This window comes from Colwellia sp. MB02u-10, assembly GCF_014077185.1.
Classification (GTDB): domain Bacteria; phylum Pseudomonadota; class Gammaproteobacteria; order Enterobacterales; family Alteromonadaceae; genus Cognaticolwellia.
In genome coordinates, this window is sequence record NZ_JACGVK010000105.1 from 58,564 (window position 1) to 80,456 (window position 21,893).

A 21,893-nucleotide genomic window follows, 5' to 3' on the forward strand; every position below is an offset into this window, starting at 1 on the left:
TGTAGTTTTCAGCCCGTGTTTATCATTACTAAAACTTATCAATGCTAAAACAACTTATGGCTAAAACAACTTATTCAATGCATTTGGGCTTCATTGCCCTTAGTCGCCATGATTTTTTCGATTAAGCCTTACAAGCTGAAACCGCCGACTTTATGTTTTTATTTATGCTTAATACTTCTACCAAAGCATAAAGCAACATCTGTACCAAAATTAAGCAAGCTAATATAAACACCACGTTTTAGGCTAAATTTAGCCTTAACTAGTGCTTAAAATAGTACTTAAAAGTGTGATTAAATATAATTAAACAAAGTCAAACCTTGTACCTGAGTAAAGGTTTGCTGCGCCGCTTGCAGCGCTACTTTCGATTGTTCAAAAGTAGAATAAGCTTTAGCAATATCTAAATCTTCAATCGATGATTTACCTGAGGTTAAATACAACTCAGTATCTAAATGGTTACTTTTTTGACGGTCGATAACTTGTAAGTTAATACCCGACTCTGCTCGGCTAGACGTTAGGTGGTTAATTGAATCACCTAATTGGTTAAGAATTTGATTATAGTCAACTTGCACTTGTGGGTCATCTTTGCCACTGGCCTTGTTGTTAATCCAATCAATGGCGGATTTTATTGTCTCAAAAACACCGACATTTTGTTCCGGTGTTAGCGAGAAGTTATCGCCCGGCAACGGGTTGCCACTTAATTTAACCTCAATACCGTTAAAGGCAATGGTTTGCCCTGGTGCGTAATCCGCGATATTGGTCACGTTACCGGCGCCGTCCGTAATGCTTAAGTCAGTGGCTGTGCTAAAATTAAAGGTGAAGTCTGCTGGATTTGCCGCACTATTATAACTACTCGCATCAGCGACAACCGCCCGTTCAACCGCTATGCCTGAAGTATTGTTATTATAAGTGGCAGAAAAGTCGCCAACAGCATTGGGCACTTTTTCAAACACCTGCTCACCACTTTGATTAGTGGCTATGGTAACGTTTTTGGCTATTTGTAATTCTCTAACACCATTATCACCGCGATAGTTCACCGAGTTATCGGCTTGTAGAGCAAACGGGGCATCGTCAATTTGGTAACCGGCAAAAACATAACTGCCCGATTGATCTTGGGTATTGGCAATGCCGAGTATTTGCTGCAAACTTTGGCTGGCCTGTTGGCCCATAGCGGCAAGGTCATCGGCGGTGTAGGCACCATTATTAGCTTGTAGCATTAAGTCTTTTAATTCATTTATCATGCCTTCAGCACTGGCTAGCGTGGTATCAATTAAACTGTTGTGATTTTCTGCTTGGGTAATATTACGTTGATACTTATCAATATTGGCCAAATCATTTTTATAACCGGCTAAGGTGCCATAGGCTACGGCGTCGTCTTTGGCGGTTACAACCTGCTTACCACTAGAAATTTTATTAGCTTGTTCGTTAAGGCTAGACTGCTGATCAGACATTTTTAAGCCACTTTGAATATAAAACTGTGCTGTAGAAACGCGCATAATAACTCCTATCTAGTGGCTGCTAGTAATGTGTCGAAAATGGTATTTGCCACTGAAATTATCTGTGACGACGCTTGGTAGGCTTGTTGGTATTTCAATAAGTTTGCCGCTTCTTCATCAAGATTTACCCCTGACTTAGATTGATTGCGGTTATAGGCTTGGGTGTACAGTGCCTGCGCTGTGTCAGCAACAAATTCAGCCGAACTGGCATTTGACCCTACATTAGCGCTGGCCGTGGCTAATGCTTGGTTAAAGGTTTGTTTACCGCCGCCTAAAATCTGTTGTTCTTGCGTGGCCGCCATTATGCTGGCGTTGCTGGCATTACCTGAGCCAAAAGCATCTGAGATAGTAAATTTTTCCCGAGCAAATTCCCCTTGCCCAACGGGTAAACCGGCAATTTCTATTTGAAAAGCAGGGGTTGCTGGCGATGGTGGCATGTCAATAACCGCTGATGCGCCAGCGGCAAAGCTACCATTGGCTAATGGCGCCGCCGGTGGTGGATTCGCCGCGTTATAAACCCGGTATTCGAAGGTACCTGGCGCACTTTCATAAACATCTACGGTTAATTGTTCATTGCTGCCTTCGGTAAAAGTGCGGGCAATTTCTGGGTTAGTTACATTGACAATATTTACAGCGCCATTACTGACGTTATTATCATTCGCCGCTATCGAAATTGCAGAGCTTGCGGCTATGCCTTTAGGATCGTTAAGCGTGACATGCATTAATGCGGCGCTGTTTTCGGTTGGGCGCAGCGTAAAACTATCATTAGCATCGGCTGCGCCTGAATTAACACTAAATTCAAAGCCAAAATCGGTTGAGTAAACCCCAGAGCCCAAAGATGACTCGGCTAAGGTAGTTTTGCTACCATTAAGTTCATTGGTCATAATATAGTCTGAGCCGTCATACTTAACGCTAAATTCATTGGTAGGCACTAATGAAATGTCAGTGATTTTTATGCCCGCTTGCACACTGCCTGAATTTTTTGATGAGGCGAGTACGCGTGAGTTTTGTAGGCTGGTGCTGTTAATATCAGTAAAGATATCTTGGCCTTGCTTGCCATTTAAATCTAGCCCTTGTGCTTGGGTTTGATTTAAGGTTTGTGACACTGACATGGCTAAACGATTGAGTTCGCTGCGCGCTTTGGCAACATGCTCATCACGATATTCTATTTTGGCGGCAATAGCGCCACCCAACTTAGCGCCATCAAGTGCGACCGAGCCATTGCGACTATTTAACTGTAATTTTGTTTGTAATGGGTCCGGATCGCCCGCTTGCACACTTACCGTCAAAGCCGTAGTACCGGCAACAAGCGTTGCGCCATTACCGATCATAACGGTCATTACCCCGTTAGAGTCTTCAATGGTATTAACCGAGGTGTATTCACCCAGTTGACTCACTAATTGGTCGCGCTTGTCTAATAAATCATTGGGTTGACCGGTTTGATCTAGGTTTTTATTGTCTAATATTTGTTCATTAACTTTGGCTAAATCAAGAGATATTTGCGATATTTTGTTCGCTATTTGCTCGATTTCGCCGTTAGTCGACTTTTCAAGCTGGTCTAAATTATCATTTAAGCTATTAAAGTCTGTTGCTAATACCTCGGCTTGGCTAAGGGCGATATTACGTAAACCAATGTCACTTGGGTTGTCAGCAATACCATTAGCCGCTTGATAAAACCGATCAATAGAGCCACCAATCGCCTCGTTTGAAAATGACATTATTTGATTTAATTGGTTCAGGTCAGTACTAATTGAATCTGCATTACCCAAGTTACTTTTATTGAGTAATTGTTCTTTATAAGAGAATTGATCGTAGAGCCGAGTAATGTCTTGAACATAAGTACCCGCGCCAATAAAATTACCGCTGTTAGCATTTCCTGCCATTGCGGCTTGTTCAGCACGTTGGCGGGTATAACCTTCAGTATTAACGTTAGCAATGTTATGACCTGTAGTGCCCAACTGCTGCTGCGCGGACAGTAAACCACTAACACCAGTTTGATACAGATTAATCGACATGACCTAAACTCCTACAGTAACGTTAATTTCAACAGTGAAATTAGCGGTAAACTTATTGATTATTTATCTAATAAGCTGGTTACTGTCCGAAGTGTTCCTATGATTTTTTTAGCGTAATCAGGATCGGTGGCATAACCAGCACTTTGTAGGTTATGCAAAAATTGCTCCACATTGGCTGAATTTTCTAATGCACCCTGATAACGTTCGCTTTTGGTCAATAAATTTAAGTAGTCATCAACACTTTGGCCGATAGATTCGTAAACCCTAAACGGTTCACGCTTTTTCACCATAGCGCCATTTTCAAACTCTAAGGTTTCTTTGTGTGTTTTCTCGCCAGCCCAGCGGCTATCCGCTTTAATATTAAATAAGTTATTCGAACTTTCACCTGAATTAGTTTTGATTATTTTTTGACCCCAACCGGTTTCTAGCGCGGCTTGGGCAATAACAACTTCAAAGGGTACGTTGATTTTATCTTGTACACGTTTAGCATCAGCGGTTAAGGCGCTAACAAAATCTTTTGGTTGTTCAAAGGTTGGGCTTTGCATCATGTTGGCCGCTTGGGCAGCAATAGAGCCATTTGTTTGACGATCTTTACTAGGATCCTGATGCCCTGACGAGTCATTGACTGTGCTGATATTGCTGAGCAATGCCGGCTCGCTAATACGCAAACTGCCACGACTATCGAGATTGCCATCGCTACGTAAAATATTATGTGGGGTAAAGTTTTCACTGTCGCCACCTAGCTGGCGAACAATAAGTTCAGAAAGACCTAAGGCACCATTATTAGACAACTCTAATGACATTTGTTGATCATGCATGTCACGATAAAATTTTGTCGATTCTGAATTAAATGGGCTGTCAGACTCCAACACTTCTTGCGCTTTACGCATGCTTTTCATCAGCATTTGCATAAAAATAGCTTCAAACTGTTTAGCTGCCTGCTCTAGTGCATCTTTTTTACCGGCTTTATCACCCGATTTCGCGTCTTGGCGAATCGAGTTTAAGCCGTTAACGTCTAAAAAGTTTTGTGCGTCTGCAATACGTGTTGTCATAAGCTTTATTTGTTCATTAAATAATGATCAAATCTCCGCGTAATGCACCGGCTTGGTCTAAGGCTTCTAATATCGCCATAACATCACCAGGGCCAGCGCCTACTTGATTGATAGCCCGCACTAGTGCGTCTAGCGTAACGCCGGGGTCAAAAACAAACATACGTGAGTCATCTTTCTTAACGTCAATAATCGATTGATTAGTCGCTACCGTTACCCCTTCAGCAAAGGCATTGGGCTGTGAAACAGCCGCCACTTCATTAATAGTGACGGTAATGCCGCCATGGGTAATGGCCGCCGGTAATAGGCGAACATCAGCGCCAATAACAATAGTACCTGTGCGTGAGTTAACAATAATTTTTGCCGCTGGCGAGCCAGGTTCAAATTCTAAATTTTCTAATACTGACAAAAAACTCACCCGATCCGCAGCATCTCTGGGCGCAGTCACTTGTACCGATGCAGCGTCAATGGCGCGTGCTGAGCCAGAAATTAAGTTATTAATGGTGTCAGAAAGACGCTTTGCGGTGGTAAAGTCAGCGTTATGAAGATTAAAAGTAATATGGTCACCTGAAGCAAAGGGCGATAATACTTCACGCTCAACCATAGCACCATTGGCGATACGACCGACGGTTGGGGTATTAGCAATCACTTTTGAGCCGTCTAAGCCTTCAGCGCCTAAGCCACTCACAATCAAGCTACCTTGGGCAACCGCATAGGCATTACCGTCTAGTCCCATTAAAATAGTTTGTATTAAGGTACCACCACGTAAACTTTGTGCGCTACCCATAGACGACACGGTAACGTCAATGGTTTGCCCTGGTTTGGCAAATGCAGGTAATTCCGCATGGACCGCTACAGCAGCCACATTTTTAATTTTTGGTTTTAAATTCGCCGGCATTTTAATGCCAAAATTGCTTAACATGGTTTTAAAACTTTGCTCGGTAAAAGGACTTTGCTCACCCGTACCAGGTAAACCCACCACCAAACCATAACCAATTAATTGGTTGCTGCGCACACCAGCAACATCAGCCAAGTCTTTAATGCGTTGGGCATTGGTTTCTGGCAATAAAAGCATCAAGGTTAAACAAGCAAAGCTCACTAAATATTTTTTCATTCTATTATCCTACTGCTATTACCTACTAAAGAGGCCACCATGAACTATTGAAAAACTTCGACAACCAGCCTTGCTCTTGCACGTCAGCGAATGCGCCGGTGCCAGCATATTCAATACGGGCGTTCGCCACTTTACTCGAGGTAACTGTGTTATCTGAACTGATGTCTTGCGAACGAACAATACCCGTTAAGCGAATATATTCATCACCATTATTTAATGACATCCATTTTTCACCACGGATCATCAAGTTACCGTTGGGTAAAACTCTCAAGACATGAACCGAAATATTACCGGATAAACTGTTGCCCTGATTGGCTTTTGAATCACCTTCAAAATCTGAGCTTTGGTCGTAACCAAATTGTATCGCTTTGTTATTGAAATTTACCGCTGCACCACCAAAACCGGTAATAGGATTGAGCGTGGCACTATTGGCTTTTGAAATCTCTGTTTTGGCACTTTTTTGCGCTTGGGTACTTTCACTTAAAATCACGGAAATAATATCGCCAACCCGATGCGCTTTAGAGTCTGAATAGATGTTATTAACATAATTGATGTTAAAGAGAGAGCCCGTTGGCACTAAAGATTTATCCTTCACTTCGGGTAAAATAGGTGCAAAATCAGGATCATTAGGCAAGGTTTTTTCCTGCTCAGTGCTAGCACAACCCGTGAACAATAGCGCGACCATACTGACGGTAAATACTGTGCTTAATAACGAAGCTCGATTGCTTTTCATAATACCTTCCTCAACGTTATAGTTGCTGATTAATGTAGCTAAGCATTTCGTCAACCGCAGAAATGACTTTTGAGTTCATTTCATAAACTCGTTGGCTTTCAATCAGGTTAACCAGCTCTTCGGTGGTATTAACATTTGAGGTTTCTAACGCTCCTTGCACTATCATGCCGTAACCTGCTAAACCTGGCACACCCTCTTGTGCCGCACCACTTACTGCAGTTTCAATGTATAAATTCTGCCCGATTGGCTGTAATCCGGTCGGGTTGACAAAGTTAACAGTATTAATTTGTCCGACTACAGCGGGTTCAGCTTGGCCTTGTAAGGTGACGGAGACTTCACCGTCTTGCGACACAATAATACTCAAGGCATCTTCTGGCACGGTTATTTGTGGTTGCATTAAATAACCCGCGCCTGGGGTCACTATGCTGCCTTCATCGTTCATGGTAAATTGACCATTACGTGAATAAGCAGAAGAGCCGTCAGGCATTAAAATTTCAAACATACCTTCACCTTGGATCATCAGATCTAAGGCATTGTCGGTATTAAGCATGTCACCTTGGGTGTGAATTTTTTGTGTTGCTACCACTTTGGTACCCGCACCTAACATTAACCCTGATGGCATTTCAGTGTCTTGTGCTGAACGCCCACCCGGCTGGCTAATATTTTGATAAAGTAAGTCTTCAAATACCGCGCGACTCTTTTTAAAACCTATGGTACTGGCGTTGGCTAGATTGTTGGAAATAACCGCAATCTCTTTGGTTTGGGCGTCTAAGCCTGTTTTACTGATCCATAATGCTGGATTCATACATCACCTCGAAAAATTTTATTTAGAACGCTTTTAATAATGAAGCGGCACTGGCGTCAATTTCTTCTGCGGTTTTCATCATTTTCAACTGCATTTCAAATTGACGCTGTAGCGCGATCATATCGGTCATTTCACTGATAGGGTTTACGTTACTAGACTCTAATGCCCCACTCGCCACTTTTACCGTGACATCGGCCGGTTCATTGTTGCCGTCTTGACGACGAAATAAACCATCACTGCCTTTTTCCAGCAAGCGATTATCTGGGTTAACAAATTTAATTCTGCCCACTTCTTCTTGAGCAGAGCTTGGCGCTCCTTCAGGCTGAACCATAATGGTGCCGTCAGACGTTATATTGATATTACTCACAGGTAGAGGTAAAAAAATGGGCCCGCGGTCGCCAATCACTATGTCACCTCTTGAGGTTTCAAGTGCCCCATTGTCGTTTAACTTCAACTGACCATTGCGGGTATAGGCTTCATTACCATCTTCGGTTTGTACCGTTAACCAACCTTGCCCTTTAATGGCAATATCAAGATCACGTCCTGTGGTCAATAAAGCACCAGTGTCAAAGTTTTGGCCTGCTCGTTCGGTCATTGAAAATACCCGAGAAGGCATGCCTTCACCAAAAGCTTGCATGGATCTAGCATTGGCTAGATCCGCTTTAAAGCCCGTAGTTTTGGCGTTAGCGAGGTTGTTAGCATTAACTGATAAGGCTTGCATGTTTTGCTTTGCACCACTCATAGCGATATACAGCATCTTATCCATAATGAACTTCACTCAATAATATTAATAATAATAAAACTGTTGCAAATAGAGTGCCAAAAATTAAGAAGGCTTAATAAGGTGGAATACGAATGGCGTTAAACTTATGATCTTATGATTTTTTTACTAATAGCTATTTTTCACTGAAAGCTGACAGCTTATGACTGAAAGCTTTTTATTGGCCGCTATTGCGTTAAGGACTGCTCGTCCTGAGCATAAAAAAGCCAGATATCAATGGATGATTATCTGGCTTTTTATCTTTATTATGCACAGTAATTAGCGCTGAGCGCTATAAATTAATCTGGTAGCTATGAGCAATTATTGTCTATTGCTCTTAACCACTATTGAGATTAACCACTATCGAGGTTAACCACTATCGAGATTATCGAATTTGTAAAATGGTTTGGTTTAACTGATTATCAACTTCAAGTGCTCTAGAGTTAGCTTGGAAATTTCGTTGCGCCGAGATCAAGTCAATTAACTCAGAGGTTAGATTAACATTAGATTGCTCTAATGCTGAAGAACTTATCGAACCAAAGGTACCCGATCCCGCTTCACCCGCTAGCGCTTCTCCTGAGGTAATACTTTCTTTCCAGCCGGTGCTGCCAATCTGTTTTAAGCCCTGATCATTGGCAAAACTTACCATAGAAATACGTGATAAAGGCTCTGAAGTGCCATTACTGTATGTCGCCCTTATCAAACCATCACCACCGATATCAATACCGGTTAATCGACCAACCGCTAGTCCATCTTGTTGTAACGAGGTGACTTCAAAGTTGGAAGCAAACTGTGTGGGTTCATTTGGATTCGGACCTGAGATATCTAAATTAAAATTAACACTGATGGTCTGATCAGGATCTGCACCGTTCGATAAGATGGTGTCGCCAAGGGCGCGAGTAGTTATTCCGCCGTCAGCTAAGCTTGGCACTATGCCAGTAAAATCACCTACTGAATTAAAGGTTAATCTGGCACCAACAACTCCAGGCGCTGCCCCCGCAATGGGGCTAGTCTGTCCAGGATCAGCCTCTAAATCGACCATTTCACCATCAACAGAGGTAAACATCATCCACTCATTCGCATTATCAATTGGATTATCTTTGACAAAATAATAAGTCATAATATGACTGTCACCGAATGAGTCAAATACCGTTGCTGATGTTGAATGATTAAATGTTGATGGCTTAGTGGAGTCAAAGTTTCCTGGCGCACCTTCAATATAGGCTTCACCTGCGGGTAAATTCATTCTCAGTTCAACTTCCGAGGTTTTCTCTGGTGCACCTGAGGCGGTTGGAATACGAATAGGCTCAGCGGTACTTAAACTGACTGAGGTCGATGAACCGTCGGCATTAACAGGAAAGCCCAATAAGTGCCCACCTTGAGAATTAACAATAAAATTGTCTTGGTTCAATTTAAACTGACCCGCTCGGGTATATGAGGTATCTAAACTACCCACTTCTGGTACGGTAGCAAAAAATCCATTACCGTTAATCGCTAAATCTAAGGAGTTGTTGGTAAACTTAATACTACCTTGTGAAAACTGTTGCGCCACATCAGACGTCAAAACACCGTCACCCACTTTAGTTTTACCGGCTGATAAAAGTGAAGACGCATAAACGTCAACAAACTCTGCTCGTGATTCTTTAAAGCCAGTGGTGTTTACATTGGCAATGTTGTTGGATGTTATATCCAAATCTTTCTGAGCTGCGTTTAATCCGCTCAATGCTATATTAAATGACATAATTTCACCTCATACAAAAAATTGTTTAATTAACCTTGAGAAACTTCTACTACATCAGAAAGCTTCATGGTGCTACCACCGTTAAGATTTAATAAAATACTTCCGCCGTTGCCGGCCAAAGTGACACTGTCTACCTTACGATAAGTCATCGCTTGCAATTCTGATGCATTGCCATCGACTAAACCGGCAACACGAAAACGATAAGCCCCTTCTGGTGCAGATTCGCCATTGGTGTCTTTTCCGTCCCAAGTAAAGGTAAAGTCACCGGCGGATACGTCACCTACAGGTACGGTTTGAATAACTTCACCGGCAACATTTTCTACATAAATATTGACATTACTTGCCGCTTGGTCGGTCACTAACTTACCTTTTACCGCTTGACCTTCTTCCGCACCAAAGACGTTGTCTTCAACTAAAACACTACGACCAACCAGCGACGATGCCTGCAGGGCTTGGCTAGACGACATTGAAGCAGCAAAACTAGAAAATTGATCGTTTAACTTTGTCACGCCATCAGTGGTTGAGAATGCGGTCATCTGAGATATCATCTCATTATTTTCAACCGGCTTAGTCGGGTCTTGATTGGAAAGTTCTTGGGTGAGCAAGGCAAAAAAATCTTCCTGCGTTAACATACCGCGAGCGTCATCGGTCTCAGGAGTTGAATTCTCTTGCTGCCAACGAATATTATCTAATAGGCTAGAGCCCGATACTGTTTCCATGATAAGTCCTATTTAACCTTAGCGTTGACCAAGTGTTAGCGTTTTATTCAGCATGTTTTTTGCTGACTCCGCTAGTTGCACATTGGTTTGATATGAACGAGAAGCAGAAATCATGTTGGTCATTTCTTCAATAACATTAACATTCGGCTTGTAAATATAGCCCTCGCCGTCAGCCATTGGATGATCCGGAGCATATTCAACATTAAGTGGCTTATTACTTTCAACAATGCCAAGGACTTCAACACCTACCGACTCATTTTGCCCACCGGCAGCTTTTTGCATCTCAGCGGCAAAAACTGGATGGCGGGCACGATATGTTTCACCGACACTACTGCTAACACTATCAGCGTTAGCAATATTACTCGCGGTGGTATTTAAGCGGACAGATTGTGCGCTCATACCTGAACCGGAAATAGAAAATACATTAAATAGGCTCATTATTATTGCCCTCCAGTGATTGCTTGTTTCAAGCCTTTAATCTTACTAGTAAGAAATTGTAGGCTTGCTTGATATTCCATAGAGTTTTCTAGATACAAGTTTCGTTCCACTTGTACGTCTACGCTGTTACCGTCACCTGTATCGGCTTGATCAGGCACACGAAAACCGACACCGTTATTAAGTTCCATACGCACATCGAAATGTTTCTCGTTGGTACGGGTCATACCGGTTTGTTGTTTTGAGGCGGCTTGTGCTAATGCGGCTTTGAAGTCCATGCCTTTGGCTTTGTAGCCTGGTGTGTCGGCATTGGCAATATTACTGGCAATAAGTTCAGCGCGTTGAGCACGCACTTGTAGACCTTGCGGGTGAATACCGAATGCTTTATCGAAACTAATAGCCATAAAAAAATACCTCCAGAAGAATGAAGGTATTTATTCAATATTTATGCCAAGGTTATACGCAGAGGTTATTTTTTTTGGTAAAAAATACCAGGATTACAGCGGATCATGTTAAAATCTTGGCTAATACCTGACAGTGATTCTGAGGCACCCAAAAATAAAAAACAGTCTTTTTTCAACGTACCGTGTATTTGAGAAATTATTTTTGATTTTAGTTCAGGGGCGAAGTAAATCAAGACGTTACGACAAAAGACCAAATCAAACTGGCCCAGTAAACTATAACTATTTAACAAGTTAAGTTGGCGAAAACTGACCATTTTTTTAATCACATCTTTCACCTTTAACATGCTATTACCACTGCTTTCAAAGAACTGTCGTTGCCGTTCCAAAGATAAGCCTCGTGATAAGGCTAAACTGTCATAATGAGCATGTTTGCAATGCTCTAACATGCTAGTAGATATATCAGTGCCAATAATTTGAACACCGCCAGGAAATGCGCCTGGGTTACTCTGTTGAAATTCATAAACCGCCATGGCAATTGAATAGGGCTCTTGTCCTGATGAGCTTGCCGCTGACCAAATTTTTAATGGCGCTCGCTGGTTTTTAAAACCTGGCAGTAGATCTTTTTTCAATAGTTCAAAAGGGTAGCCATCTCGAAACCATAAGGTTTCATTGGTGGTCATGGCATCAATAACGGCAGCGCGTAATTGTCGTTTAACTGGATTAAGTGTTTGCGCGACGAGTTCAGACAAAGACGCGACATCAAATTTTGCCATCAGGGGTACTAGGCGACTTTTCACCAGGTACTGTTTGTTTTCACCTAGAACAATCCCGCATTGCTGCTCTAAAAACATTCTAAATTGATGATAGTTTTTATCATCAAGTTGTTTAGTTAACACTAGTTGTAGTCCACCTTATTTAAATACTGCAGACTAAGATTAAGCAATCTCATCATGCTTTAGCCACTTTTTAACCGCAGTCGCTAACTCGTCGGGATGAAATTTAGGAATAAAATCTTCAGCTCCTACTTTCTCTATCATGGCATTGTTAAAAACACCACTTAGCGAAGTATGCAAAATAACCGGCATACCTTTCATGCGATCATTCTGCTTAATTTCTGCTGTTAGGGTGTAACCGTCCATCACGGGCATTTCAATATCAGAAATCAGCAAAGCGACCTTTTCAGTGATGCTGTTTTGACACCCTTGCTCAATTTCCTGTAATTGCTCAAGCGCTTCTTGACCATTTTTTGCTAACAGCATGGTTAAGCCCAAAGGTTCAAGAGCACGTTTCACTTGATTTCGTGCCACGGTCGAGTCATCAGCAATCATAATCACTCGTTCGCCAATAGCCTCTCCAACGCTTGCATCAGCAATACCTTCGCTTAACTCTGTTGAAATAGGGTTGATTTCATTGATGATTTTTTCAACATCAAGAATCGATACCAGTTCATCGTCAATTTTGGTAACCGCTGTAAGGTAGCTTAACTTTCCCGCACCTTCTGGCGGCGGCATAATGTCTTTCCAGCTCAAGGTTACAATGCGTTCGACACCGGCAACAAGAAAACCCTGCACAGTTCGGTTGTACTCAGAAATAATCACAAAACTGCTTTCTGTTTGCACAATTGCCGGACCACCCGTGGCTTTACTTAGGTCAATAACCGAAATAGTTTGACCACGAATATGGGCAACACCTTTAACAAATTTATTTTGCTTAGGTATTACGGTCAACCTAGGACATGGCATAACTTCACGCACTTTAAATACGTTAATACCAAAACGCTGTTTACCAATGAGTTTAAATAACAACAACTCTAGTCGGTTCTCGCCAACTAATTGGGTACGTTGATCTACTGTGTCTAATATACTTGCCATAAAACCTCCTTGGTATGCCAATGAAAGTATAACAAAGGCACGATTCTTGATTGTTTTAACGTTTAAAGCACTAGCATTGCAACAACGTAAATATTTTGACGTTATTCGTGCTAAATTGTACTGAATTAAACTTAATTAAGTTTGGATGTGTATTTTTATTTTCCTAGCAGTCAGATATAACTTATGAACAAATTAAAGATAGTAATAGCAATCACCCTTATTTATTTGGCCAGTATTAACGCTAGTTCAGCCATGACATTCGATCGTGATTATCTCTATAACTTTATCAAATCCTATGTTGAGGACAATGTCAGTTTGCCCGCACGAGGAAAAATGGAAATTGAAGTTTCTGAAATAGATCCCCGAATTACCTTACAGCCTTGTTTATTGCCATTGACGGCAAATATACCTGAAAAGCATATCGGTAGAAACGTAAATGTTAAAATTGTTTGTCCGGACGAAGAATCTTGGCAGTTGTATATCCCCGTACAAATTCACACTATTATACCTGTATTAGTAACACGAATGCGAATAAGTAAAGGCACTTTGCTCAGTAACGCTAATATCGAAATTATATTTAAAGATAACGGGCAAATACGGGGCACTGTACTGACCGACCCTAAAGTAGTGGTGGGTGCTCGTACAAAAAGAAATTTGTCTCAAGGTAGTGCTATTACTAATCAAAACACCTGTTTTGTCTGTAAAGGCGAGCCGGTGAATATTATTGCTAAGTCGGCACACTTTGAAATTAAGTCTTTTGGCATTGCCTTAAATGACGGTAGTTTAGGCGAAATTATATCGGTGCGAAATAGCAAGTCTGGTCGCGTGGTTCAGGGGCAAGTTAACGCTATTAACCAAGTGATAATTAATTTATAATAATTGCTTAAGTTTTCTGCTGTTTTGCCGATAAAAGGTTAGAAACCAATAACTGTTGTAAGTAGGATACAATAATGGCTATTAATATCAACAACTTGAATAACACCACTCAAGTAAAACAAAAACTTGAGCAGCAAGTTCAGACCAAACAGCAAGTTAGCGAAAGTAGCAATGCCTCGCAACAAGCTACATTGGCAACGCGTGATTCGGTATCAATTACCCCGCAAGCAAAACAAATGAATGAGCTGCAGAAACAAGCGGCTGATTCGCCTGTAGTCAATGAGAAAAAAATTGCTGAATTAAAGAGTGCTATTGCCTCTGGCGATTATAAAATAAATCCAGAAAAGCTAGCGGCAAGTATCGCCAATTTTGAATTTGAACTTGGCTAACTTGTCACTAAAGTGGAGTACATAGTGTCTGAAAAACTAACACCGCAACAATTGGTTTCTCAACAATTATCGCAATTAACGCAATTAGAGACGTTATTAGACACTGAGAAAGATGTACTGCAGCAGCAAAACCCTGATGCACTTATTCATCTTACCGCAGACAAAAACGACCTGCTTTTGGCGATTAAGAGAATTGACAATGCTATTGGTCAAAGTTTTGAATTCAAACAAGAAAAACTGGCGGGCAAGTTCACCAGCCTGTTATCAGATATTGAAGCCATTTTAGTGCGCTGTAAAAAACAGAATCAAATTAATGGCCTGATTATTCAGCAATCACAATTATCTGTAGAACGCATGAAGACCTCATTACTAGAGAATCATAATAAGTCATCCATGACCTATAATAGTAAAGGAAAAACCTCTGGCGGACTCAGTAGCTTAGGTATAAAAGCTTAGCTTTGTATATTTTATGATCACTGCTCCTTCACATCCATGTGATCGCACCATACCGTACATCCTGTACATAAAAACCAGCAATAGCTGGTTTTTTTAATGGTACTAAAATACAGCGCTATTCAATGACGCTAGTAATATGAGATATGCTTTATTTCTTTGCGGTTAGAAGTTGCGATATAAATTTCATAAACATCTTTAAAATCTAAACTCAACTCAGTGGTATAACTGTCACCCACCGGATAGCTTTTAACGACTTTTGCGCCACGAATAATGCCTTGTACTGATGCCTGTAATTGTTGATTATCAAGCACTAAATTAGACATGGTGGTGCTACCATTAATATTTTGACCATAAACTTGTTCAGCTAACTCCGCATAAGCAGCAATTTTTGAAGCTTTTATTGCCATCAGCATACGCTGGGTTTTGTTTTGAGAGTTCTGCAAGCTAATCGGTGCTTGCCCTATGGCGGTTAATACAGGAAATTGTTCAGGTTTCACGTTTTGCCATTCAACCTGTTTATCAAACACCGAAGAACATGCACTTAACACTAAAGCGCTTAAAAAAACCCCAATACCATTACGTAAAGTATTCATACTCACCTTAGACATTTGTTTGATAATATTACTTTTGTATCGCAATGGCACGTGCATCGTCGGCTAGCGTGGTACTGTCACGCAAGATCATGCCATCTTTCATTTTAACATTTTCATGGCGATTAAAATCATCGCCAACAACCCAAGCAGGAATAAAAGACTGCGCCGTTGCCACCACAACTCGAGATTGCATGCCAATCATTCGTGCGTTGACTAACACGCCTTCATTTTGTTGCATCATAGTGCCGGTAACAACATAGTCAATTATCTGACGTTCTGGCAATTCTTTCCAATCGCGACTGAAAACATAATCACCATCGGCCGTTACACGAATATGTCCAGTGGTTTTAAAATCAATAACAACCAGGCCATGTCGTTGCATTTCATGGATAAAACTTTCTGACAGTTGATTGCCTAACGAGTTAGTTGATTCTAAATTTTTTAAATCGACAAATGATGCAACAGCAATTGGCGTTTTAGGCGTAACAAAGGTGCTACTTTCCAGCATTTGATACGCAAGACCTTTCACCACGTCATTTATCGCATGACGAGGTAACTTAAAACTGTCAATTTCTTCTTTATCGGCATAAGAAGATCGATAAAAATCATCTTTGGTTGTCACAGAACACGACATCACTGTCGGTATTATTATTGCTATAAGCCAATTTTTCATTTAGCTCTCCTCAATTAATGCTAATGTCGTAAAATTAATGAAAATAATTAATAAAATTAATAAAGCATGATCCGCGCCAATATTTTTATTTCACCTCAACTTGGTATAATACAGGGTAGACTAAAACTATACCCCTAGATTATTGGCTATAGTTTTAGTCTAATTGTTCTGCCTATTTACACTTTTTTTCAGCACTGATTCTGTATCACTTTCAAAACACCTTTTTATCCAATCACCAGACTTTACCAAACCAGATAGGGTTTTTAATGCCTGATAAAACCCTACTACTTTTATCGCTATCAGCAAGCTAATACCGATAAAAGTAGTTTGTTGGGCCACTTTACTTATCTTGAGTTGAACTTTTATTTGAAATAGGCACAAAACCTGCATATTTAAAAAAGAGATTGATTCCCTATTAAAAGAGACCTTTATGCGTTTAAGTTTATTTTACCTTTGCTGTGCTATATATAGCAGCGCTAGTGTCGGACAATGGTATGAATCGCAAGGTGTGGCGAGCATAATAAATGCTGATAATAAAACAGCAAAAACACAGGCTATGCACAATGCGTTGAAAAAAGCCTTACTGGTTGCCGGTGCTTCAGTGTCAAGTGTTCAGCAAGTGGTTAATGGTTTACTCACCCAAGACGAAATTAGCATCCGCGCTAGTGGCAGTGTTAATTCATTAGAGCTAGTCAGTGAACACTATAGCGACGACTTAGTCACTGTCATCATAAGGGCTGATATTTTTCCACAAGAAAAAAAGTGCTTCGCGGCTGATTATAAAAAATCTATGCTGTTAACTCGCAGTAATATACTACACCGTGAACAAGCTAATGTTGGTAACATCTACGCTATTGATAGCACCTTAATCCAACAGCTCGCTAATAAAATACAGCAGCAAGGTATCTATTTGGAGACTAAACTGGCCTTGCAAACTAAAACAGAATTTTCACGTTATAACCAAAGCCTGCAAAGCCAAAATTTAAAAGAATTAACCATGTCATTAGCCAACATGACAGATAGCCAGTATGTTTTGTTTTCAGAGATACAAGATCTTTCTCTAGCAAATGACGAAAATAATAACTGGCAGTTTTGGCAAACAAACGTCTATCAACGCCAATTTAATCTTGCCCTTTATATTCACGACGGTACTACAGGTGAAAGAGTTTTGGCTAAACACTATCAAAGCTCTGCCCCGTGGCAATTCGGTAAGCGCAAACAAGTTGACGTTACTAGCCATAACTTTTGGCAAAGTGACTATGGCCAAAGCATTAGTCTAACCTTAGACAGCATAGTCAGTGATATTGATGAGAACATGATGTGTCAGCCTACCCAGGCTAGAATTGTGCAAGTACAGGGTAACTCACTGACTTTTAACTTAGGAAAAAGACACGGGGTTAAAATAGGTGATGAATTCTCTTTGCTACATTTCAATAATTTTATCAGTGATGATAAGCGCTCTTATTCAGCTTTTAACATCAGTCCTTATAAAGTTATAGTAACTTCTGTCAGTCAAGACAGTGCCCGGGCAACCACCACTGAGCAGCACATATTAGACAACATCCAAATTAACGACTTGGCGGTAAGGTATTAGCAAATTTGATAAACGCTACAAATTATGACCATTAATTAAATAGTTATCAGGTGTAAAGTGTATTTTTTTGAATACTAATTTATAAAATAGCTGTAGCATAGGCTAGCACGATAATTATTTGCATTATGTCCTCATAGTTTAACTGGATAAAACTGCGGCCTCCTAAGCTGCTGCTCCAGGTTCGAGTCCTGGTGGGGACGCCAGTAATTATTTATACAAAATTTGCAGGGAAGTACTTGATAACTAGCGGTACTGAGGTTTTATAGTGAGTTGTTTTATCTAGCCTGATGCTTGACTAATATGCGGGTAAATAGCAAAAATATTAATATATTGATCTTGTTTTAAAGCGATAGGTTACTAGGGGCTGCTGTCCACACAATATAATGTAAATTGTGTATGTCGTGTTAATTTTTCACCCCGACTTCTTGACTTACCTTCAGTGTAATAGATTGTAAAATAAGATATAAACTACGTCATACACCCTATAAAATTATGTCCTATCACAGCGATACACCTTATTAAGCGCGCATAAAAAACCCCGCGATTGCGAGGTTTTTATTATTAAATGAGCTAATTTACTAGTTCACTATCTGCTTTTTCTCTTACAACATCCTTGTCGTCTGCTGCTGAGCCAGTGCTCAACAATGCTGATATGGCTAATACTAATACTGCTAATATTACCGTAGTCAGCTTAATTCCACGTGACGAGCTGTTCATTACTTAATCCTATGTCAGCTTGTATGTTTTTATTAAGTTGTTATTTTTTTTACATACACGACATCAACACTATAGGATCCTAATTTTAATTTCAAGAGCTTACTTGGCCAATTCAGCTTTTATTGTCGATTTAATCACCAGATATATTCACGACAGTTAAAGCGGCTAATTAAGCCTTAATATCTTTAAATATAGCTAAGTTAAAAATAATCATAGAAAAATGCTAATAACATTTGCAGTTAAGGGGTAGTCTAGGCGAAAATAAGCGCAATTTATATCCCATCAAATCTTATAATAACTGGAGCAAATATGCCGTCGCGTCAACAACTAGCCAATGCAATTCGAGTTTTAAGCATGGATGCCGTGCAAAAAGCTAAATCAGGACACCCTGGAGCCCCAATGGGCATGGCAGATATCGCTGAAGTTTTATGGCGTGACTTTCTAAAACATAACCCAAGTGATCCACAGTGGGTTGATCGTGACCGTTTTATTTTGTCTAACGGCCACGGTTCTATGTTGATTTATTCACTATTGCACCTTACCGGTTATGACTTGCCAATGAGCGAATTAAAAAACTTCCGCCAATTACACTCTAAAACACCGGGTCATCCTGAATACGGCTACACGCCAGGTGTAGAAACTACCACGGGTCCGTTGGGCGCAGGTCTGTCTAATGCTGTAGGTATGGCAGTAGCTGAAAAAACTTTGGCGGCACAGTTTAACCGTGACGGTCATAACATTGTCGATCACAACACTTATGTATTTTTAGGTGATGGTTGTTTGATGGAAGGTATTTCGCATGAAGTTTGTTCATTAGCCGGTACCTTAGGTTTAGGCAAATTAGTGGCCTTTTGGGATGATAACGGTATTTCAATTGATGGTCATGTTGAAGGTTGGTTCACTGACAATACCCCAGCACGATTTGAAGCTTACGGTTGGCATGTGATCAGCGATGTTGATGGTCATGATAGCGCAGCTATCACGGCTGCCATTGCCGCAGCAAAAGCCGTCACCGATAAACCTACTATGATTTGTTGTAAAACCGTGATTGGCTTTGGTTCACCCAATAAATCAGGTACGCACGATTGTCACGGCGCACCATTAGGTGACGACGAAATTACGGCAACGCGTGAATTTCTTAACTGGCCTCATGCGCCATTTGAAATACCGGCTGATATTTATGCCGAGTGGGATCAAAAAGAAAATGGCGCCACAGCACAAGCCAACTGGAATGATAAATTTTCCGCTTACCAAGCTGCTCACCCAGCCTTAGCTGCGGAATATGAACGTCGTGTGATTAAAGGTGATTTACCTGCCGAGTTTGAAGAAAAAGCCAATGCCTACATTTTAGCCTGTCAGGAAAAAGCTGAAAATGTCGCTTCACGTAAAGCATCACAAAACACCATTGAAGTCTTTGGTGCTATGTTACCTGAGTTATTGGGCGGTTCAGCCGATTTAGCCGGTTCAAACTTAACGCTTTGGTCTGGTTCAAAAGGCATTCAAGATGATGCGGCCGGTAACTACATTTACTACGGTGTGCGTGAATTTGGTATGAGCGGTATCATGAATGGTGTTTCATTGCATGGTGGTTTTATCAACTACGGTGCCACTTTCATGATGTTTATGGAGTACGCTCGTAACGCGGTACGTATGTCTGCACTTATGGGCATTCAAAACATTTTTGTCTACACCCATGATTCAATTGGTCAAGGTGAAGATGGTCCAACGCATCAGCCTATTGAGCAGTTAACTAACCTACGTACCACGCCTAACATGGTGACTTGGCGTCCAGCCGATGCCACCGAGTCCGCTGTGGCATGGAAAAACGCGGTTGTTCGCCAGAATGCACCAACATCATTAATTTTTTCTCGCCAAGGTTTACCTGCATTAACACGTACCAGTGCGCAAGTAGCTGATATTGCTAAAGGTGGCTACATCTTAAAAGATAGTGTTGGCACACCAGAAGTTATTTTAATTGCTACCGGCTCTGAAGTGTCATTAGCGTTAAAAGCAGCTGAAAGCTTGGGTGATAATGTCCGCGTTGTTTCTATGCCATCAACCAATATTTTTGATGCCCAAGATAATGACTACAAAGCATCGGTATTGCCACCAGCAGTAACCAAACGTGTGGCGATTGAAGCCGCACATACTGACTTTTGGTATAAATACGTCGGCTTGAGTGGCAAAGTTGTTGGCATGACCACTTTTGGTGAGTCAGCACCGGGTAATGTCTTACTTGAATATTTTGGTTTTACCGTTGAAAACGTAGTTAACACAGTCAACAGCCTACACTAATCACCTTTGCCACAAAAATGGCATTTATAGCCAGTTAACACATGCTTAACTGGCTATCTTCTTTACCAAATTCGTGATAATAAGAGTCAAAAACATGTCAATTAATATCGCTATAAATGGCTTTGGCCGAATCGGCAGAAATGTTGTTCGTGCACTATATGAAAATTCCAGCACCAACGAATTTAACTTAGTCGCTATTAATGAACTTGCCGAGCCTGAAGGCATAGCTCACCTATTAAAATACGACTCAACTCATGGTCGTTTTTCATTTGCGGTGCAACAAAGTGCTGGAAAATTATTTATTGCTGGTGACGAAATATCGTTAAGCCATGAATCCGAGTTAAGCAATCTTCCTTGGCAAGAGCACAATGTCGATATTGTCATTGATTGTACCGGTAAGTTTGGCAGCCAAGCAGATGGCCAGTTGCATATTCAGCAAGGCGCAAAAAAGGTCTTGTTTTCACATCCTGGCTCACAAGATTTAGACGCGACCATTATTTATGGTATTAACCATCAACAACTCACTGCGGCTGAAAAAGTGGTGTCAAACGGCTCTTGTACCACCAATTGTGTGGTCCCTGTTATTCAGGTTTTAGATCAAGCCTTTGGCGTTGAAAGTGGTGCCATCACGACCATTCATTCTTCGATGCATGATCAACAAGTGATTGACGCTTATCATCCTGACTTACGCCGTGCTCGTGCCGCTAGCCAATCGATAATACCGGTTGATACTAAATTGGCCGCCGGTATTGAACGAATATTGCCCAAGTTTGCTGGCCGCTTTGAAGCGATAGCCGTGCGAGTACCCACTATTAATGTAACCGCTATGGATTTAAGCTTAAACTTATCAAGTGACGCTACTATTGCACAAATTAATCAAGCCATTGTTGACGCTCAACACAATGGGTTGGCGGGCATTTTAGGTTATACCACTGAACCGTTAGTTTCCATCGACTTTAATCATGACCCACACTCAAGTATTGTTGATGGCAATCAAACGCGGGTTAGTCACAAGCGCTTAGTTAAATTACTTATTTGGTGTGATAACGAATGGGGTTTTGCTAATCGTTTACTAGACACCGCTTCTGCTATGGCAAAAGTGGGTTAATTGAGCATAGATGTCGTTAACAAATACAATCACTTAAACTTTACTTAACCGTT

General features: G+C 41.0%; 22 protein-coding genes and 1 tRNA gene. 7 read left to right on the forward strand and 16 right to left on the reverse strand.

Annotation, left to right across the window (positions count from 1 at the left end):
• Positions 1 to 290 precede the first annotated feature (290 nt).
• From flgL to H4J59_RS05980, 13 genes are all read right to left on the reverse strand, one after another.
• Positions 291 to 1,493, reverse strand: a complete 1,203-nt coding sequence (gene flgL, locus H4J59_RS05920) for a flagellar hook-associated protein FlgL (RefSeq protein ID WP_182237676.1) — start codon at positions 1,491 to 1,493, stop codon at positions 291 to 293.
• 8 nt (positions 1,494 to 1,501) lie between these two features.
• Positions 1,502 to 3,508 (reverse strand): flagellar hook-associated protein FlgK, encoded by a 2,007-nt coding sequence (gene flgK / locus H4J59_RS05925; RefSeq protein ID WP_182237678.1) that lies wholly within the window; start codon positions 3,506 to 3,508, stop codon positions 1,502 to 1,504.
• Between the two features lie 59 nt (positions 3,509 to 3,567).
• A complete protein-coding gene (gene flgJ, locus H4J59_RS05930) occupies positions 3,568 to 4,560 on the reverse strand; it encodes a flagellar assembly peptidoglycan hydrolase FlgJ (protein WP_182237685.1) in 993 nt (330 codons plus the stop codon).
• Positions 4,561 to 4,576: 16 nt separating this feature from the next.
• Positions 4,577 to 5,671: a flagellar basal body P-ring protein FlgI gene (locus tag H4J59_RS05935; protein WP_182237687.1), complete on the reverse strand. Its 1,095-nt coding sequence runs from the start codon at positions 5,669 to 5,671 to the stop codon at positions 4,577 to 4,579.
• A 25-nt stretch (positions 5,672 to 5,696) separates the two neighbouring features.
• On the reverse strand, positions 5,697 to 6,404 hold the full coding sequence (flgH, locus tag H4J59_RS05940; protein ID WP_182237689.1) for a flagellar basal body L-ring protein FlgH: 708 nt from the start codon (positions 6,402 to 6,404) through the stop codon (positions 5,697 to 5,699).
• Between the two features lie 16 nt (positions 6,405 to 6,420).
• Entirely contained in the window at positions 6,421 to 7,209 is a 789-nt protein-coding gene (gene flgG / locus H4J59_RS05945) for a flagellar basal-body rod protein FlgG (RefSeq protein ID WP_182189980.1), read from the reverse strand.
• A 22-nt stretch (positions 7,210 to 7,231) separates the two neighbouring features.
• Positions 7,232 to 7,975, reverse strand: coding sequence for a flagellar basal-body rod protein FlgF (flgF, locus tag H4J59_RS05950; protein WP_182237691.1), 744 nt, complete (start codon positions 7,973 to 7,975; stop codon positions 7,232 to 7,234).
• Positions 7,976 to 8,354: 379 nt separating this feature from the next.
• Positions 8,355 to 9,710, reverse strand: coding sequence for a flagellar hook protein FlgE (flgE, locus tag H4J59_RS05955; protein ID WP_220469729.1), 1,356 nt, complete (start codon positions 9,708 to 9,710; stop codon positions 8,355 to 8,357).
• 29 nt (positions 9,711 to 9,739) lie between these two features.
• Positions 9,740 to 10,429, reverse strand: a complete 690-nt coding sequence (locus H4J59_RS05960; RefSeq protein WP_182237693.1) for a flagellar hook assembly protein FlgD — start codon at positions 10,427 to 10,429, stop codon at positions 9,740 to 9,742.
• Between the two features lie 18 nt (positions 10,430 to 10,447).
• The gene (flgC, locus tag H4J59_RS05965; RefSeq protein WP_182185619.1) at positions 10,448 to 10,867 is read right to left on the reverse strand and encodes a flagellar basal body rod protein FlgC; all 420 of its coding nucleotides are present in this window, start codon (positions 10,865 to 10,867) and stop codon (positions 10,448 to 10,450) included.
• Positions 10,868 to 10,869: 2 nt separating this feature from the next.
• Positions 10,870 to 11,268: a flagellar basal body rod protein FlgB gene (gene flgB / locus H4J59_RS05970; RefSeq protein WP_182189984.1), complete on the reverse strand. Its 399-nt coding sequence runs from the start codon at positions 11,266 to 11,268 to the stop codon at positions 10,870 to 10,872.
• Between the two features lie 65 nt (positions 11,269 to 11,333).
• The gene (locus H4J59_RS05975) at positions 11,334 to 12,164 is read right to left on the reverse strand and encodes a protein-glutamate O-methyltransferase CheR (RefSeq protein WP_182237695.1); all 831 of its coding nucleotides are present in this window, start codon (positions 12,162 to 12,164) and stop codon (positions 11,334 to 11,336) included.
• A gap of 39 nt (positions 12,165 to 12,203) precedes the next feature.
• Entirely contained in the window at positions 12,204 to 13,139 is a 936-nt protein-coding gene (locus H4J59_RS05980; RefSeq protein WP_182237697.1) for a chemotaxis protein, read from the reverse strand.
• A gap of 183 nt (positions 13,140 to 13,322) precedes the next feature.
• Here H4J59_RS05980 and flgA point away from each other — a divergent pair, with 183 nt between their 5' ends.
• The 3 genes from flgA (at position 13,323) to H4J59_RS05995 (ending at position 14,860) form a co-directional block, all read left to right on the forward strand.
• A complete protein-coding gene (flgA, locus tag H4J59_RS05985; RefSeq protein WP_182237699.1) occupies positions 13,323 to 14,015 on the forward strand; it encodes a flagellar basal body P-ring formation chaperone FlgA in 693 nt (230 codons plus the stop codon).
• A 74-nt stretch (positions 14,016 to 14,089) separates the two neighbouring features.
• On the forward strand, positions 14,090 to 14,404 hold the full coding sequence (flgM, locus tag H4J59_RS05990) for a flagellar biosynthesis anti-sigma factor FlgM (RefSeq protein ID WP_182237707.1): 315 nt from the start codon (positions 14,090 to 14,092) through the stop codon (positions 14,402 to 14,404).
• Positions 14,405 to 14,428: 24 nt separating this feature from the next.
• Complete coding sequence (locus H4J59_RS05995) at positions 14,429 to 14,860, forward strand: flagellar export chaperone FlgN (protein ID WP_310733167.1); 432 nt, start codon at positions 14,429 to 14,431, stop codon at positions 14,858 to 14,860.
• A gap of 128 nt (positions 14,861 to 14,988) precedes the next feature.
• On the opposite strand, the gene H4J59_RS06000 is transcribed toward H4J59_RS05995, so the two are convergent.
• A complete protein-coding gene (locus H4J59_RS06000) occupies positions 14,989 to 15,453 on the reverse strand; it encodes an LPP20 family lipoprotein (protein WP_259369403.1) in 465 nt (154 codons plus the stop codon).
• Between the two features lie 28 nt (positions 15,454 to 15,481).
• On the reverse strand, positions 15,482 to 16,126 hold the full coding sequence (locus H4J59_RS06005) for a FlgO family outer membrane protein (RefSeq protein ID WP_182237713.1): 645 nt from the start codon (positions 16,124 to 16,126) through the stop codon (positions 15,482 to 15,484).
• Positions 16,127 to 16,556: 430 nt separating this feature from the next.
• Here H4J59_RS06005 and H4J59_RS06010 point away from each other — a divergent pair, with 430 nt between their 5' ends.
• On the forward strand, positions 16,557 to 17,720 hold the full coding sequence (locus tag H4J59_RS06010) for a flagella assembly protein FlgT (RefSeq protein WP_182237714.1): 1,164 nt from the start codon (positions 16,557 to 16,559) through the stop codon (positions 17,718 to 17,720).
• Between the two features lie 127 nt (positions 17,721 to 17,847).
• Positions 17,848 to 17,923 (forward strand) — tRNA-Arg (locus tag H4J59_RS06015).
• A 367-nt stretch (positions 17,924 to 18,290) separates the two neighbouring features.
• Here H4J59_RS06015 and H4J59_RS06020 read toward each other — a convergent pair.
• The gene (locus tag H4J59_RS06020; protein WP_182237716.1) at positions 18,291 to 18,437 is read right to left on the reverse strand and encodes a hypothetical protein; all 147 of its coding nucleotides are present in this window, start codon (positions 18,435 to 18,437) and stop codon (positions 18,291 to 18,293) included.
• 309 nt (positions 18,438 to 18,746) lie between these two features.
• On the opposite strand from H4J59_RS06020, the gene tkt reads away from it, so the two are divergent.
• Positions 18,747 to 20,732: a transketolase gene (gene tkt, locus H4J59_RS06025; RefSeq protein ID WP_182237718.1), complete on the forward strand. Its 1,986-nt coding sequence runs from the start codon at positions 18,747 to 18,749 to the stop codon at positions 20,730 to 20,732.
• Positions 20,733 to 20,826: 94 nt separating this feature from the next.
• Positions 20,827 to 21,840 carry an erythrose-4-phosphate dehydrogenase gene (gene epd / locus H4J59_RS06030; RefSeq protein ID WP_182237729.1) on the forward strand — a complete coding sequence of 338 codons (1,014 nt, stop codon included), beginning with the start codon at positions 20,827 to 20,829 and terminating at the stop codon, positions 21,838 to 21,840.
• The last annotated feature ends 53 nt before the right edge of the window (positions 21,841 to 21,893 follow it).

Coding starts and splice junctions, on each gene's coding strand:
- flgM (WP_182237707.1), top strand. CDS start 14,090: ATGGCTATTAATATCAACAACTTGAATAACACCACTCAAGTAAAACAA.
- flgC (WP_182185619.1), bottom strand. CDS start 10,867: ATGAGCCTATTTAATGTATTTTCTATTTCCGGTTCAGGTATGAGCGCA.
- tkt (WP_182237718.1), top strand. CDS start 18,747: ATGCCGTCGCGTCAACAACTAGCCAATGCAATTCGAGTTTTAAGCATG.
- flgA (WP_182237699.1), top strand. CDS start 13,323: ATGAACAAATTAAAGATAGTAATAGCAATCACCCTTATTTATTTGGCC.
- flgF (WP_182237691.1), bottom strand. CDS start 7,975: ATGGATAAGATGCTGTATATCGCTATGAGTGGTGCAAAGCAAAACATG.
- flgK (WP_182237678.1), bottom strand. CDS start 3,508: ATGTCGATTAATCTGTATCAAACTGGTGTTAGTGGTTTACTGTCCGCG.
- flgG (WP_182189980.1), bottom strand. CDS start 7,209: ATGAATCCAGCATTATGGATCAGTAAAACAGGCTTAGACGCCCAAACC.
- flgH (WP_182237689.1), bottom strand. CDS start 6,404: ATGAAAAGCAATCGAGCTTCGTTATTAAGCACAGTATTTACCGTCAGT.
- flgJ (WP_182237685.1), bottom strand. CDS start 4,560: ATGACAACACGTATTGCAGACGCACAAAACTTTTTAGACGTTAACGGC.
- flgB (WP_182189984.1), bottom strand. CDS start 11,268: ATGGCTATTAGTTTCGATAAAGCATTCGGTATTCACCCGCAAGGTCTA.
- H4J59_RS06005 (WP_182237713.1), bottom strand. CDS start 16,126: ATGAAAAATTGGCTTATAGCAATAATAATACCGACAGTGATGTCGTGT.
- H4J59_RS06010 (WP_182237714.1), top strand. CDS start 16,557: ATGCGTTTAAGTTTATTTTACCTTTGCTGTGCTATATATAGCAGCGCT.
- flgE (WP_220469729.1), bottom strand. CDS start 9,710: ATGTCATTTAATATAGCATTGAGCGGATTAAACGCAGCTCAGAAAGAT.
- H4J59_RS05960 (WP_182237693.1), bottom strand. CDS start 10,429: ATGGAAACAGTATCGGGCTCTAGCCTATTAGATAATATTCGTTGGCAG.
- H4J59_RS06020 (WP_182237716.1), bottom strand. CDS start 18,437: ATGAACAGCTCGTCACGTGGAATTAAGCTGACTACGGTAATATTAGCA.
- flgL (WP_182237676.1), bottom strand. CDS start 1,493: ATGCGCGTTTCTACAGCACAGTTTTATATTCAAAGTGGCTTAAAAATG.
- epd (WP_182237729.1), top strand. CDS start 20,827: ATGTCAATTAATATCGCTATAAATGGCTTTGGCCGAATCGGCAGAAAT.
- H4J59_RS05935 (WP_182237687.1), bottom strand. CDS start 5,671: ATGAAAAAATATTTAGTGAGCTTTGCTTGTTTAACCTTGATGCTTTTA.
- H4J59_RS06000 (WP_259369403.1), bottom strand. CDS start 15,453: ATGAATACTTTACGTAATGGTATTGGGGTTTTTTTAAGCGCTTTAGTG.
- H4J59_RS05980 (WP_182237697.1), bottom strand. CDS start 13,139: ATGGCAAGTATATTAGACACAGTAGATCAACGTACCCAATTAGTTGGC.